At 62.5% G+C, this 14,189-nt stretch carries 11 protein-coding genes and 1 pseudogene; 7 read left to right on the top strand and 5 right to left on the bottom strand.

Annotated elements, in window-relative coordinates:
• Nucleotides 1-135: 135 nt before the first annotated feature.
• Both GGD66_RS07810 and GGD66_RS07805 read right to left on the bottom strand, forming a co-directional pair.
• Nucleotides 136-1,140, bottom strand: coding sequence for a hypothetical protein (locus tag GGD66_RS07810; protein WP_312014100.1), 1,005 nt, complete (start codon nucleotides 1,138-1,140; stop codon nucleotides 136-138).
• A gap of 427 nt (nucleotides 1,141-1,567) precedes the next feature.
• Entirely contained in the window at nucleotides 1,568-1,723 is a 156-nt protein-coding gene (locus tag GGD66_RS07805; RefSeq protein ID WP_183257316.1) for a hypothetical protein, read from the bottom strand.
• A gap of 283 nt (nucleotides 1,724-2,006) precedes the next feature.
• On the opposite strand from GGD66_RS07805, the gene GGD66_RS07800 reads away from it, so the two are divergent.
• Nucleotides 2,007-2,402, top strand: coding sequence for a hypothetical protein (locus GGD66_RS07800; RefSeq protein WP_183257315.1), 396 nt, complete (start codon nucleotides 2,007-2,009; stop codon nucleotides 2,400-2,402).
• A 274-nt stretch (nucleotides 2,403-2,676) separates the two neighbouring features.
• On the opposite strand, the pseudogene GGD66_RS42165 reads toward GGD66_RS07800, so the two are convergent.
• Nucleotides 2,677-2,798 (bottom strand): annotated as a pseudogene (locus tag GGD66_RS42165) (IS5/IS1182 family transposase); the annotation flags it as partial.
• A 14-nt stretch (nucleotides 2,799-2,812) separates the two neighbouring features.
• Here GGD66_RS42165 and GGD66_RS07790 point away from each other — a divergent pair.
• The 6 genes from GGD66_RS07790 (at nucleotide 2,813) to GGD66_RS07765 (ending at nucleotide 12,358) form a co-directional block, all read left to right on the top strand.
• A complete protein-coding gene (locus GGD66_RS07790; RefSeq protein WP_183257314.1) occupies nucleotides 2,813-3,391 on the top strand; it encodes a dihydrofolate reductase family protein in 579 nt (192 codons plus the stop codon).
• 596 nt (nucleotides 3,392-3,987) lie between these two features.
• Nucleotides 3,988-7,893, top strand: a complete 3,906-nt coding sequence (locus GGD66_RS07785) for an S-layer family protein (RefSeq protein ID WP_183257313.1) — start codon at nucleotides 3,988-3,990, stop codon at nucleotides 7,891-7,893.
• A 205-nt stretch (nucleotides 7,894-8,098) separates the two neighbouring features.
• Nucleotides 8,099-9,073, top strand: a complete 975-nt coding sequence (locus GGD66_RS07780; protein WP_165637466.1) for a tripartite tricarboxylate transporter substrate binding protein — start codon at nucleotides 8,099-8,101, stop codon at nucleotides 9,071-9,073.
• 171 nt (nucleotides 9,074-9,244) lie between these two features.
• Nucleotides 9,245-9,787: a tripartite tricarboxylate transporter TctB family protein gene (locus GGD66_RS07775; RefSeq protein ID WP_152102644.1), complete on the top strand. Its 543-nt coding sequence runs from the start codon at nucleotides 9,245-9,247 to the stop codon at nucleotides 9,785-9,787.
• An 11-nt stretch (nucleotides 9,788-9,798) separates the two neighbouring features.
• Nucleotides 9,799-11,322 (top strand): tripartite tricarboxylate transporter permease, encoded by a 1,524-nt coding sequence (locus GGD66_RS07770; protein WP_183235383.1) that lies wholly within the window; start codon nucleotides 9,799-9,801, stop codon nucleotides 11,320-11,322.
• Nucleotides 11,323-11,476: 154 nt separating this feature from the next.
• Nucleotides 11,477-12,358, top strand: a complete 882-nt coding sequence (locus GGD66_RS07765) for an outer membrane protein (protein WP_104461356.1) — start codon at nucleotides 11,477-11,479, stop codon at nucleotides 12,356-12,358.
• 78 nt (nucleotides 12,359-12,436) lie between these two features.
• On the opposite strand, the gene GGD66_RS07760 is transcribed toward GGD66_RS07765, so the two are convergent.
• Complete coding sequence (locus tag GGD66_RS07760; protein ID WP_183257312.1) at nucleotides 12,437-13,630, bottom strand: CaiB/BaiF CoA-transferase family protein; 1,194 nt, start codon at nucleotides 13,628-13,630, stop codon at nucleotides 12,437-12,439.
• 118 nt (nucleotides 13,631-13,748) lie between these two features.
• Nucleotides 13,749-14,051: a hypothetical protein gene (locus GGD66_RS07755; RefSeq protein ID WP_183257311.1), complete on the bottom strand. Its 303-nt coding sequence runs from the start codon at nucleotides 14,049-14,051 to the stop codon at nucleotides 13,749-13,751.
• Between the last annotated feature and the right edge of the window lie 138 nt (nucleotides 14,052-14,189).

Below are 14,189 nucleotides of genomic sequence, written 5' to 3'. Positions count from 1 at the left end.
GCCGAAGATCAATAAGCGGCACCTCGGTTAAGGGAGCCATTGACTGCTTCTGGCCGGTAGCTGACCTTCACGACGACGCCTGCTTAGGCCGCTTCTGACCCAAAGCGGACCTGGACGGGCGCCACTGCGGTTCAACTACGGAAGTCCCTTTGTCGCCGTGAAGGGATTGAATCCCCGTTCTGCAAGAGCAGCCCACGAAGCAGCGCCCAGATGTGGCAATCGGAAATAGAGTCGTGGCTTGGCCGGATCGGTATCCAGCATGAACCCGGTCGGTAGCGCTCGGACACTTGTGGCATAGAACCCGCCATCCGGCGACCTCTGGGATTCGATGACAGCGACCAACGATTTTGCCTCCGCAGTCCTGCCGAGCAATTTCAGCAAGAGAGCCATTTGGCTTGTCCCTTCGGTCCACACACCATCTCGGTCTTCACCGTAAGAAAAGCCCTCGTCGACTCTCATTCGCTGTTCGGCGGTCGTAACGGCCGATGCAAATCTCCTGGCCGCTCCGGGGAGCGCCGTTAACGGCCAGACTTGAGCATCAAGGGCCAAAATCGGATTGCGCGTGACACCATCTTCGGCGGTGCCTGCGGCGAAACAGCCGCATGCCGAATCCCACATCGAATCCACGAAGCGCTCAGCAGCTGTTGCCATGTCACGCCAGCGCGAATCGCCTGTACGGGTTGCAAGAAGGCCGAACGCGGCGGCTAGGTCAGTATTGTGTTCAGTCGATTTCCATGTCCGCAACTCGGGCGTCGGTTCGTGCCCAAACGTCCCCCCCGTGAAACCGCCAGTCCCGCGCCTGTCGGCCCATTGCGCGACCCAGGTGCCAAGCCGTGCTGCACCATCGCGGAATCGAGAGCCGGTGTTCACATCATCAATCGACAGCAACGCCAACATGGCCCATGCGATGTTACCGTTATCGCTGCCCACCTGATATCGATCCTCTAACCACTTGTTCTGCGTGTTGTCCCACCACCCCGGAAGTTTGATAGGGCCATTCGCCACCACACCCCCGGCGTAAGCGTTCCGGAGCCGTCCATCATGCCAGGTCCGGTCATTGTCGATGGCCCAGAGAATCGCCGCGCCGATGCGACGTGCTTTGTCTCGCTCACCGCAACCGACCAATGCGATGGCGGCCACCGCATTGTCGTAAAGGTATGCGGCGCCACGCAGAGGTCCCGAGTCCACGGTCGGATAGCTGGGCAAGAACAAGGGCCCTGGCGGTGCCTTATCGATTAGACCAGCGAGGTATCCGCATGCAGACGCTTCCGGTGTTGCCAGAGCCGGTCGTGGAGTGGCGACCACAATGATAATGATAGTCGTTAGGATCCATACGAAGGATGTTATTCGGGCCACTTGCCGTTCTCCGGGTGGACGCTGATCCTATACCCATCGGCGATGTCTGGATGGCCCATCGCAGCCACTCCGCCCTACGTCTCGATATCGGCCGTGAGGAGTAGACTGGACGCCACTTTGACTAACTGAACGACTCGCTCGACCATTACGGACTGAGCGGGCCGATTGCTCCGCGTTTTTAACATGACAACGAACTCATCGGGCAGCGCCCTCAGTCGGCGGCTTCTTTGATCTTCCCCGATCCGCCACATTTCGTGCAGGGACGAAACTCATGCTTTTCGCCTAAGCGAACCGGATGCATGCCCCTGTCTTGGCCGGTCCCGTCACATTCAGGACAATTGCGTTCAATTTCCTTCTGGTCGGTCATATGCACCTCGCAGTTGAGGTGCTTGCTTATCACACTAAGCAGGGAATGTCGCCTTATGGCCCTTAGCTGACCAATCTCGGCATGTTGCGTGACGGCAGCTTCTGACCCGAAGCGGACCTGATGCTTTCAGCTTCTGAGGCCACTCGAGCAGCAATATCCGAGTTGATAGTTGTAGATCAGGCGACCTTTCCTTGTGAACCTACAAGTTCTCTCCTGCGACAGATGTCGCGAGTTTGGTGCCCGGCTGGTCTCAAGTCCGATAGTGGACGCTGGAGAGATTAAAATGAATTGGATCGGACCGGTCATCGGCGGGGCGCTGTTTGTAGCTGGTTTGCTAACATCAGCGGGACCGGGGCTGGCGGCAGGGAGCGATGACGGTTTCACAACGTTCTGGACGCAGTTCAAAGCTGCGGTCGGCAAGAGCGACCAGAAGGCCGTATCGGACATGATTAAATATCCTGTCCTCTACCAGGATCTGCGGCGAGCGGCGGAGTTTCCTGTGATCTGGAAGGGTGCTTTCAGACCTGCGCATCGGGCGTGTCTTGCCAAGCAGAAGCCTGTCAAGGACACATCCCCCAAGGGGGTGGTTACTTACTCTGCTTTTTGCGACTCGATCATCTACTCTTTCGCTAAGGATGAATCCGGCTGGAAATTGACGGACTTTGGCGTAGACGATTGATCGGCCTTGTAAGAACTGATTGCCGACTGTTTCGCTGTTGTGATCGGGGCGCTGTCCGGATTTGGCCCTTCTCGGACCTCGTGCAATGTCCGTTTCTTCGCTCTGCCGGGGGATAAGCGGACATCGCGGATTTATTAGTACACGCCCTAGGCTGCGGACCCATAAAACCTGAGCCAGAGCCGGATAGCACCAAGCTTTGCAAAAGCGAGGTAAGCTGAAGCGTACCTGTCGTATCGTGTTGCGATGTGCGTGAAAGGCGAACCCCAGCTTAGCTGATAGAATACCGTTCAGCGCGCGCCGGTCATCGACCCTCGGAACGCCCCGCGCCTTGTTCGGCAAAAGCGGCTTGATCACATTCCACTCAAACTCAACCGCGTGACTACGGCATCGGAAGATTATATGCTTGTCGCATGGGACTACTGATCTTCAGCACCAACGTCACGTTAGACGGCTGTGTCGACCACCAAGAAGGAATCGCCGACAACGAGACACACGCCGTGTTCACTCGCCTCATGGACGGGAGTGGGGCGATGCTGTGGGGCCGCGTCACCTACGAGATGATGGAGAGCTACTGGCCAGCGGTCGCCCGCGGCGAAGCGGAGGTGCCGCCGCCGATGCGCGAGTGGGCGGTTAAACTGGATGCCAAGCCGAAATACGTGGTGTCGTCAACGCGAAACGACTTTCCGTGGAACAATAGCCACCACATCGCCGGTGATCTGCGAACAGGCGTGCAGAATCTCAAGGATGCGACCCCGGCGGGCGTGCTCCTCGGTAGCGGCAAGCTCGCGGCTGAGCTGGATCGGCTGAATTTGATCGACGAGTACAAGTTCCTCGTTCACCTCAGGATCGTCGGCCACGGCCCCACTCTATACGAGAGCGGCTTGCCGAGCGCGCGACAGCTCGAATTGGTTTCGGCGAAGCCGCTGCGCAACGGCGTTGTTGCTATGCACTACCGACGCTCTCTGGCGAAAGTCGCAAGGCAAGAATAGCTCATAGCCGGATTTTCACAGCGTGGGCGAGGTTTTCTCTGCGGCAACAAATTAATGAGTATGCGACCCAGGTGGGGCGGCCGGCGGAAGCCAACGTCAGCGGGCCCCGCGCAATTGCAATTGTCACAAATCTTTCAAGCGGTTCCGCCCGCCGGAACCGAAGTTGCGCGCGTCTGCGGTTACGCGTCCACGTTGACGGCGCGACGAGCTCAGGCATAAGATCGCAGAGGTTGCATGATGCCTTCTCGTATTCCTCGTGCCGACAGGCCGGCCAGCAAGTGATTTTAAGTCCAATTGAATTGACGTGAACTCTGCGAAGCGTTCTGACCGACCGTCCTGCAACCGGACGTCATTGAACTGAAATTGAACTGAAGACATAGCGACGTAATTTCCACGACGCGAGCCGCGCCAATTTCATTGCTGCCAACCATCCCGGGCACGGCCTCGCGAACAAGCCCACGCTCCTAGATCAAGACCCTAAGCCAACGCTTTGATGCAAGACCGTTGAGTCTCGTCTGATTTCTCAGACCGATCAGTCACGTCGCCGCGCCCCCGTGCGGCGGCGCCTCCATGGCAACGCAGGCAGGGATTTTTCCATGACCAACCACACGCCGGTTTTCACCTCGTCATCCGCGACGGGCAGCTTCACCGAATTTGCCAACCTCAACGATTCAACCACGCTGCACACTTTGTCCGGGACGATGAGCTTCAGGGACAGCGACAGGACCGACACCCATACGACGTCGGCGACGCTGCATTCCGCGGTGGTTTCGGGCGGAACGATCGTCCCGGCGGCCTCGCTTGCGCATTTCCAGACCGCGATGCAATCGCAGATCCTGAGCGATTCAAACGGCTCGGGGCAGCTCAAATGGAGTTTCAGCGACCAGGACCAGGATCTCGACTTCCTGGCCAAGAACCAGACGCTTGTCCTGATCTATGACGTCAAGGTCTTCGACAACTACGGCGGCTTCGCCATCCAGACCGTCAAGATCACCATCACCGGTACTGACGACAAGCCGGTGATCAACATGACCACGGCGGCGACAGTCACCGAGCAGGCCAACCAGACGCTGTCGCTCTCGCCCGACACGGTTCACGTCGCGCTCAACTTCACCGATGACGACCTCGCCAACACCGGGCACACCGCGACCGTGATCGGCGTCTCCGCCTCCGGTGCCACCGCGGGCCTGTTGCCGGGCGCGTTCGGCAACGCCGAGCTGATGTCGTTCTATCACGTCGACAACGTCGTCAAGAATTCGGGCTCGGCTACCGGCACCATCAACACCACCTTCTCCGCGCCCGATCTCGCTTTCGACTATCTTGCGGCGGGACAGCATCTCGACATCACCTACACGGTGCAGCTCGACGACCATGCCGGCGGGATATCGACGCAGACGGTCAGCGTGACGGTGGTCGGCACCAACGACAGGCCATTTTTCCTGTCGTGCCCGGAATCGGCTGCGCTCGTCGAGGATCAGAATGTCGACCCCGGCGGCAATCTCACCGCACATGACAGCCTGCTCTTCACCGACATCGATCTTGCCGACGCGCACACCGTCTCGACGACGGTCACTGCGACCCGCTCGGGCGGCGGAGCGATCCCGCTGACCAATGCGCAGCTGCTGGCCGCATTCGGCACCGCGCTTCAGGATTCGACCGGTCATCTGATCGGCGAGGTCGACTGGAATTTCGCGTTTCCCAATTCCTCCGCCAATTTCCTCAACGGCGGCGAGACGCTCAAGCTCGTCTATCACGTCACGGTCGACGACGGTCACGGCGGCTCCACGACCCAGGACGTCACCATCACCGTTCTCGGGGTCAACCAGCCCGTGGTGATCACGAGCGGTCCGGAATCCTCCACCGTCGCCGAGCAGGACGCCACGACGGGCTCCCCGGTCCTGGACACGACGCCGACGATCCCGGCGGGCACGCTCGCCTTCACCGACCAGGACACCAGCGATACGCACACGGTGACGGTTACGCTGGACTCGACCTCGGGCCCAACGCCGCCCGCCGCGACGCAGGCGGATCTCGCAGCGGCGCTGACGACGACATTGCACGATTCCACGGGCACGGGCACCGGCAGCATCGACTGGAACTTTGCGATTGCCGACAACGATCTCGACTATCTCGCGTTCAACGAGACGCTGACGGTGACGTACAACATCAAGGTCGCGGACGGCTCGACCAGTTCGACGCAGACCGTCTCCGTCGTCATCACCGGCGCCAACGACGCGCCGGTGATCACCAGCGGGCCGCAATCCGCGTCGCTGTCCGAGCAGCCCGGCGTGACCGGATCGCAATCGCCCGACACCACAAGCCCGGTGCCGACGGGAACGCTGAGCTTCAATGACGTCGATCTGTCGGACACGCATTCCGTCAGCGTCGTGCTGAATTCGGCGGTGTGGTCGGCCAATAGCTTTGCCGCCCCGGCGCAGACGCTGGTCGACCTTCAATCGGCGCTCGCAACGGTGCTGCATGATTCCACGGGCACCGGAATCGGCAGCATCGATTGGACTTTCGGCATTCCCGACGCCGATCTCGACTTCCTGAGCGTCGGCGAGACGCTGACGGTGCAATACGATGTCAATGTCTGGGACGGCTTTATCAATTCGGTCCAGACCGTCACCGTGACCATCGACGGCGCGGCTGATCCGCTGGTCCTGACGCCGCTGACGATCGCGGCGTCCGACACGGCGGGCCCCGATGCCGGTACGGGTATCGCCACCGGCGCCATCTTCGACGTCACCCAGCCGATCGATCAGAGCACGCCGCGGACCATCACCGAGGTCAACGGCAGCGCCGCCAATGTCGGCAATTCGGTCGCCGGCGCGCATGGAACGCTGGTGCTCAACGCCGATGGCTCCTACGGCTATGTCGCGGATGCGTCGGTCGACGCGCTGCTCGCCGGCGACAATGTCACCGACCAGTTCACCTTCACTGTCGATGACGGCCAGGGCCACCAGGCCTCGACGACGATCACCTTCGACATCGCCGGCGCCAACGACAATCCGCTGGTTACGGCGGCCAACCTCAGCGGAGCGGTCACCGAGGACGCCGGGCCGCCGGTGATCCTCAACGGCGATTTCGAGACCGGCAATTTAGCCAATTGGACGGTGAGCGGCGGCGGCCACATCCACGTCGCGCAGCTCGAGCTCGGCGGCAGCTTCGGCCATTACTCGGTCGAGCTGTTGCCGACGAGCAATCCGGAAACGCTGTCGCAGAACGTCGCGACCACGCCTGGCCAGCACTATTTCGTCAGCTTCGACGTCATCGGCGATCCCGAGAGCGTCAGTGCCCCGTTCACGGTATCGTGGGACGGCGCCACGATCCTGTCGCTCAGCAATGTGCCGGCCGGCGTCAACCATTATTCCTTCGATGTGCTCGGCGACGGCGTGCTGTCATCCACGCTGCTGCAATTTTCCTATGAGGACAATGACACCGGCATGATCCTCGATTCCGTCAGCGTCAGCCCGGCGACGGGACCCGCCACCGAATCCACGGCGGGCTCGCTGTCGTTCTCCGACGCCGAGACGGGGGATACCCACAGCGCCAGCTTCGTGCCGAACGGCAGCGGTTATGTCGGAACGTTCTCGCTCGATCCCATCAGCGAGGCCGGCGGCGCCGGGTCGCTCGCCTGGCACTTCACGGTCGACAATGCCGACATCCAATTCCTGGCGCAGGGGCAGACGCTGACCCAGGACTATCTGGTGACGATCGCCGACAACAATGGCGGCTCGACCACGCAGGATGTCACCGTCACCATCAATGGCACCAATGATGCGCCGACGGCGGTCAGCGAGACCGTGATCACCGATGTCGGCACCAATGCGACGGTCCAGATCCCCAGCTGGGCTCTCGCCCTGAACGACACCGACCCCGACACCATCGACCATCTTTCGCTCGGCAGTATCACGACGAGCTCGGGAGGCAGTGCTTTCGCGTTCGGAGACGCCTTCTTCACCGACGACGGGACGCTCGGCGGCTCGTTCAGCTACACCACCTCCGACGGAACGACCTCGTCCAATGCGGTCACGGCAACGATCATCAACAACACGGCCGGCGCGAGCGCGCTGACCGGCACCGGCGGCGACGACATCCTGATCGCGACCAACGGGAGCGAGACCATGAGCGGGGGCGGCGGCAACGACGTCCTGATCGCCACGGCCAGCGGCCATGCGATGACCGGCGGCGGTGGCAACGACACCTTCGCCTTCCTCCAGCCATCCGGTCCGAGCACGATCGGCGACTTCAACAACACCACCGAGCACGACCGCATCGCCGTCTCCGCGAGCAGCTTCGGCGGCGGGTTGACGGCAGGGATGGACGTGACGTTCGAGACATCAGGCGACGATGTGTTCTCGGGTTTCTCCCAATTCCATTTCGACACCGGCAACCAGACGCTCTATTACAGCGCCGACGGGACGCAAGGCGCGGCGGTCGCCGTAGTCAGCGTCCAGAACGGCGTGCTGCTCAATCAGCACGACATATTGGTCGTGTAGACAGCGGGCCGAGCTCCAGGCCTCAAGGCGCGGGCTCCGCAAGGAGCCCGCTTTTTTGCGTTGCGTCATCTCATTCCAAAGTCATAACGGGGATGACGTCGGATGGCTTGAACTTGGCCGGATTCGCCAGCACAATGGTCGTTGAATTCATCTCTGAATTTCCAATCCGAACAAGAACATAGGGAAGACGCCCGTGGGACATGGAATGAAGGCCGCGATTGCGCTGACAGTCGCGCTTTGCGGCACGCCGGCTGTTGCAGGCTGGGAGCCGGCAAAGCCCGTCGAGATCGTGGTGGCGGCGGGCGCGGGCGGCGCCTCCGACCAGATGGCGCGGATGATGCAGGCCGCGATCCAGAAGAACAATCTGATGAAGCAGCCGATCGTCGTCTCGCTCAAGGGCGGTGCCTCGGGTGCGGAAGCGCTGATGTACATGAAGTCCAGCGAGGGCGACCCGAACAAGGTGCTGATCGCCTATTCCTTGATCTACATGCTGCCGCTGTCGGCCAAGATCCCGTTCAACTGGCGTGAGCTGACCCCGGTTTCGGTGGTCGCGCTCGACCAGTTCGTGCTCTGGGACAACAGCGCGGGCCCCAAGACGGTGAAGGAATTCGTCGCGGCCGCGAAGGCGGCGAGCGCGCCGTTCAAGATGGGCGGCACCGGCTCCAAGCGCGAGGACCACGTGCTGACCGTCTTCCTCGAGCAGAAGACCGGCGCAAAATTCTCCTATCTGCCCTACAAGTCCGGCGGCGAGGCCGCGACCCAGCTGGTCGGCAACCACACCGAGGCCAACGTCAACAATCCATCGGAAAATCTCGAAGTGTGGCGCGCCGGCCAGGTGCGTCCGCTCTGCGTGTTCGACAAGGAGCGCATCTCCTACACCAGCAAGGTGACGGACACCCAGTCCTGGGCCGACATCCCCACCTGCAAGGAGGAGGGGGTCGACGTCCAGTACCTGATGCTGCGCGCGATGTTCCTGCCCGGCAAGGTGACCGCCGAGCAGCAGGCGTTCTATGTCGAGCTGTTTCACAAGGTGACGCAGACCGCCGAGTACAAGGACTACATGGAGAAGCAGGCGCTGAAGCCGATCTTCCTCACCGGCAAGGATATGGTGCAGTTCCTCGAGGAGGACGATGCCATCAACAAGTCGCTGATGACCGAAGCCGGATTCGTCGCGAAGTAGTCGTCCCTCTCTCTTTCTCCCTCTCCCCGTTCTCACGGGGAGAGGGTTGGGGTGAGGGGCTCTCTCCGCGAGTCCGATTCTCACCGTCCTTGTGGAGGCTCCCCCTCACCCCAACCCTCTCCCCGCACGCGGGGAGAGGGGGAATTGAACGAACTCCGTCCCTAACAGAGCATGTCCCAAACCGATCTAGAAATCGTCGTCGACGATCCGACCGCGCCTGAAGACGACTCGCCCTCCGTCGTCTCGTCCGGCACGATCGAGATCGTCGTCTGCCTCCTGCTGCTCGCGCTGGCCGTCACGCTCGGCTACGACAATTGGCGCACCGGCGCGTCCTGGGATTCGACCGGGCCCGAACCCGGCTATTTTCCGTTCTATCTCTCGGTCATCCTCGGCGGCGGCAGCCTCTACGGCCTGATCGTGGCGCTGCTGGCGCGGCGTGCGGCGTCCGGAACCTTCGTCACGCGCGCACAGGCCCGCCGCGTCATGGCGGTGTTCGTGCCGACGCTGCTGTTCTGCCTCGTGATGCAGTTCCTCGGCCTCTATGTCGCGAGCTTCCTGCTGATCTCCGGCTTCATGCGCCTCGTCGGCAAGATCGCGCTGTGGAAGTCGCTGCTCACCGCGCTTGTGTTCACGGCGATCATGTTCGTCACATTCGATGTCGCCTTCGACGTCATCATGCCGAAAGGGCCGCTCGAAGCGGCCTTCGGCCGCTAGGCGGTCCCGCGATGGAAGCTTTTGGTCTCCTGCTTCACGGCTTTGCCGTCCTGCTGACGTGGAAGACGCTCGTGCTGATGATGGTCGGGCTGGTGCTCGGCATCTTCGTCGGCGTGCTGCCGGGCCTCGGCGGCCCCAACGGCGTTGCGATCCTGCTGCCGCTCACCTTCACCATGGATCCGACCTCGGCGATCGTGATGCTGTCCTGCATCTATTGGGGCGCGCTGTTCGGCGGCGCGATCACCTCGATCCTGTTCAACATCCCCGGCGAAGCCTGGTCGGTCGCGACCACCTTCGACGGCTATCCGATGGCCCAGCAAGGCAGGGCGGCGGAGGCACTGACCGCGGCGTTCACCTCCTCCTTCATCGGCTCGCTGGTCGCGGTGCTGCTGATCACGTTCCTCGCGCCGATGATCTCGTCCTTTGCGCTGAAGTTCGGGCCGCCCGAGTTCTTCGCGGTGTATCTGCTGACCTTCTGCTCGTTCGTCGGATTGGGGCGCGAGGCCAAGCACAAGACGGTCATCTCGATGTCGCTGGGACTACTGCTCGCCGGCATCGGCATGGATACCGTGTCGGGCAATCTCCGCATGACGTTCGGCTCGCCGGAGCTGCTCCGCGGCATCAACTTCCTGGTCGCGGTGATCGGACTGTTCGGCATCAGCGAGATTCTGCTGACGATGGAGGAGCGGCTGGCGCTGCGCGGCCACGCCGCAAGCATCTCGCTCCGCGTCGTGCTCGGCGTCTGGAAGGACCTGCCGAAATACTGGACCACGCTGCTGCGCTCCTCCTTCATCGGCTGCTGGCTCGGCATCACCCCGGGCGGCGCGATCGCGGCGTCCTTCATGGGCTACAACCTTGCCAAGCGCTTCGCCAAGGATCCCGAAAGTTTCGGCAAGGGCCGCATCGAGGGCGTGTTCGCGCCGGAGACGGCGGCACATGCGTCAGGCACCTCGGCGCTGCTGCCGATGCTGGCGCTCGGCATTCCCGGCTCGGGCACCGCGGCGATCCTGCTCGGCGGCCTGATGGTGTGGGGGCTCAATCCGGGGCCGCTGCTGTTCGTCGAGCACAAGGACTTCGTCTGGGGCCTGATCGCCTCGATGTATCTCGGCAATGTCGTCGGCCTCGTGCTGGTGCTGACGACCGTGCCGATCTTCGCCTCGATCCTGCGCGTGCCGTTTGCCGCGGTGGCGCCGATGATCGTGGTGTCCTGCGCGATCGGCGCCTACGCGATCCAGAACGCGATGTTCGACATCTGGCTGATGCTCGGCTTCGGCATCGTCGGCTACGTCTTCAAGAAGATCGGCATTCCGCTGGCGCCGTTCACCCTCGCGCTCGTGCTCGGCAATCGCGCCGAGGATGCCTTTCGTCTGTCGATGATCGGCTCCGGCGGCGACCTCAAGGTGTTCTGGTCGAACGGCCTGGTCGGCTCGATCACGACGCTGGCGATCGTCCTGCTGTTCTGGCCGGTGATCGACGGCATGCTTTCCCGCGTCGGATGGACGCAACGGACCAGGGCGACATCGCGACAGGCATAAATCGATTGGATTCAACTACATAAAGGGAGGCCATGTCGTTGTGGTCCGGAGCGCCACACCCTGCGATTGTTTCTGGATGTTGCCGGCATGGCACAGCCTTTGGGCAGGCGGTGACGTATGTTTTGATCACAAAATTGTGCGGAGGGGGTTCTCCATGAAGCGGATCGTGATTGGAATGGCAGCGGCAATGTCGCTGTTCGCGACGGGCGCGTTGGCTGCCGACATCGCAGCAAGACCCTATGTGAAGGCGCCTATCGTCGATCCGGTGTGGAGCTGGACCGGCTGGTACGTCGGCGCCAATGGCGGCTACAGCTGGGGCCGTTCGCGCACCGACGTATCCTATTTTAACACGCCGACTGGCACACCGATTGCGCCTCCGGCCGGCTCCATCACCAGTGGGGCGTTCGACATGAACGGCGGTATCGCGGGCGGCCAAGCCGGCTACAATTGGCAAAATGCCAACTGGGTCTATGGCATCGAGGGCGACCTCCAGTGGTCGGGCGAGAAGGGCAGCGCCGGCTTCAGCTGCGTCGGTACTGCCGTCGCGCCGGTCGCCGGACCCTGTCTTCCCGGCCTGACGTTCCTGCCGCCCGGCGGTCTGGCTGGCACGACCTTGACGGTCGACCAGAAGCTCCAGTGGTTCGGCACGGTCCGGGGCCGCGTTGGTATCCTGGCGACCCCGAAGGTGCTGTTCTACGGCACTGGCGGTCTGGCCTTCGGCGAAATCAAGACCACAGGCACGATGACGAGCTTCAGCGGCATTGCGCCCTTTGGCGCTCCGATTACATCGGTCGGTTCCAACTCAACCACGCGCGTCGGCTGGACCGCCGGCGTTGGCGTCGAGGGCAAGATCACCCGGAACTGGAGTGCCAAGCTCGAATATCTCTACATGGATCTCGGGCGCTTCTCGTCCGGTCCGTTCACGCTGTCGCCCGCCTTGCCGATCAGCGCCAATGTCTCGTCGCACTTCACCGACCACATCCTGCGCGCCGGCATCAACTACCAGTTCGACAGCCCGGTCGTCGCCAGGTACTAAGATCAACAGAGGCGTCCAACAAGGAGCAAAGCCCGGCTCGCGCCGGGCTTTGTCGTTTGGCGACGTCAGGCGAGGGGCTCACACCACCTTGGCGTCCCTGAGTTTGCTGATCTCGTCCGCGCTGAGGCCGAATTCCTTCAGGACCTCGTCGGTCTGCTCGCCGAATTCCGGCGGCCGCGCCACCATGCTGCTCGGCGTGCGCGACAGCGTCACGGGCTGCCCGATCAGGCGGATGTGGCGGTCCTCGTCGTTCGGCACGTCCTGGGCGATGCCGAGATGCTTGACCTGGGCGTCCTCGAACATCTGGTCGATGGCGTAGATCGGCCCGCAGGGCACGCCGGCCTCGTTGAGCTCGCTGACCCAGGTTTCGGTCGACTTCGTCACGGTGCGCTTCTCGATCTCGGCGTTGAGCGCGTCACGATTCTTGGAGCGGGCAGGGGCCGTCGCATAGTCGGGATGGGCATAGAGTTCCGGTGCGCCGATCGCCTGGGCGCAGCGCTCCCAGATCCGCCCGCCCGTGGTGGCGATGTTGATGTAGCCGTCCGAGGTCTTGAACACGCCGGTCGGAATGCTGGTCGGATGGTTGTTGCCGGCCTGCTTGGCGACTTCCTTCTCCATCAGCCAGCGTGCGGCCTGGAAGTCGAGCATGAAGATCTGGGCCTGGAGCAGCGAGGTCTGCACCCACTGGCCCTTGCCCGACACCTCGCGCTCGAGCAGCGCGGTGAGGATGCCCATGGCGCAGAACAGCCCGGCCGTCAGGTCGGCGACGGGGATGCCGACCCGCATCGGGCCTTCGCCCGGCGCCCCGGTGATCGACATCAGCCCGCCCATGCCTTGCGCGATCTGATCGAAGCCGGGCCGCTTGTGATAGGGGCCGTCCTGGCCGAAGCCGGAGATGCTGCCATAGACGATGCGCGGGTTAATCTTCGCCAGGCTCTCATAGTCGATGCCAAGCTTCTTCTTCACGTCGGGCCGGAAATTCTCGACCACGACGTCGGCCTTGGCGGCGAGGCGCTTGAACAAGGCGAGCCCGCGCTCGTCCTTCAGGTTCAGCGTCATGGCCCGCTTGTTGCGGTGCAAATTCTGGAAGTCGGAACCTCGGCGAGGCCCGCCCGGCTGCTCGCCGCCGGCATCCTCGGTCAGCGCGTCGATCTTGACGACATTGGCGCCCCAGTCCGCCAGCTGCCGCACGCAGGTGGGCCCGGAGCGGACGCGGGTCAGATCGAGCACGGTGAAGCGCGACAGGGCTTCCGAGGCATGCGGAAAGGGCATCTTGAGAGGCTCCGGGACAGATTACGGGCCTACCATAGTGCCGAACGACCACGCGACAAGCCGGCCCGGCGCCGATGCCGCCTGCCGAAATGCCATGCCTGATGCGGTGTCCGAGCGATCAGCGCGACAGGCGCTTCAACTCCGTGCGTGCCTGCTCGGCCAGGGGATCATCGCCGTGGCGCGCAATGAAGAGCTCGAGCGCCTGGCGCGTTCCCTTGCGGCGGGCAGCTTCGTATTCCTCTGCCACCGCGACGGCGGGATCGCGGGCCATCGGCATGGAGGGCGCACGCGCCGCCTTGCCGCTGTCGTCCGCCTTGGCCTTCTCCACCATGACAGGGAATCCTCCGAAGGATTGATGGTCGAGCCCGGCGAGCGCCATCAAGGCGCCAAACAGACCGGCTATGAGTGAACGTCGCTTCATGAAACCCTGCAATTACGGGTGCCGCAGGAACCGAGGCTGTTGTTCGCGTCCCGTATGACTACGGAATCTGATGGCTAACACAGTCTTATGGAAGAGGGGCAGGCGGAGCTGCCCAATTTAAACCAAACGTTTAACTCT

This window comes from Bradyrhizobium sp. CIR48 (assembly GCF_014198315.1).
Classification (GTDB): domain Bacteria; phylum Pseudomonadota; class Alphaproteobacteria; order Rhizobiales; family Xanthobacteraceae; genus Bradyrhizobium.
The sequence above is the reverse complement of the archived record's forward strand: the minus strand, read 5'-3'. Positions and strand labels throughout refer to the sequence as shown.

Bases quoted from the DNA above. Each gene is read 5' to 3' on its own strand.
- GGD66_RS07755 (WP_183257311.1), bottom strand. From the start codon at position 14,051: ATGAAGCGACGTTCACTCATAGCCGGTCTGTTTGGCGCCTTGATGGCG.
- GGD66_RS07760 (WP_183257312.1), bottom strand. From the start codon at position 13,630: ATGCCCTTTCCGCATGCCTCGGAAGCCCTGTCGCGCTTCACCGTGCTC.
- GGD66_RS07775 (WP_152102644.1), top strand. From the start codon at position 9,245: ATGTCCCAAACCGATCTAGAAATCGTCGTCGACGATCCGACCGCGCCT.
- GGD66_RS07800 (WP_183257315.1), top strand. From the start codon at position 2,007: ATGAATTGGATCGGACCGGTCATCGGCGGGGCGCTGTTTGTAGCTGGT.
- GGD66_RS07790 (WP_183257314.1), top strand. From the start codon at position 2,813: ATGGGACTACTGATCTTCAGCACCAACGTCACGTTAGACGGCTGTGTC.
- GGD66_RS07770 (WP_183235383.1), top strand. From the start codon at position 9,799: ATGGAAGCTTTTGGTCTCCTGCTTCACGGCTTTGCCGTCCTGCTGACG.
- GGD66_RS07765 (WP_104461356.1), top strand. From the start codon at position 11,477: ATGAAGCGGATCGTGATTGGAATGGCAGCGGCAATGTCGCTGTTCGCG.
- GGD66_RS07805 (WP_183257316.1), bottom strand. From the start codon at position 1,723: ATGACCGACCAGAAGGAAATTGAACGCAATTGTCCTGAATGTGACGGG.
- GGD66_RS07785 (WP_183257313.1), top strand. From the start codon at position 3,988: ATGACCAACCACACGCCGGTTTTCACCTCGTCATCCGCGACGGGCAGC.
- GGD66_RS07780 (WP_165637466.1), top strand. From the start codon at position 8,099: ATGAAGGCCGCGATTGCGCTGACAGTCGCGCTTTGCGGCACGCCGGCT.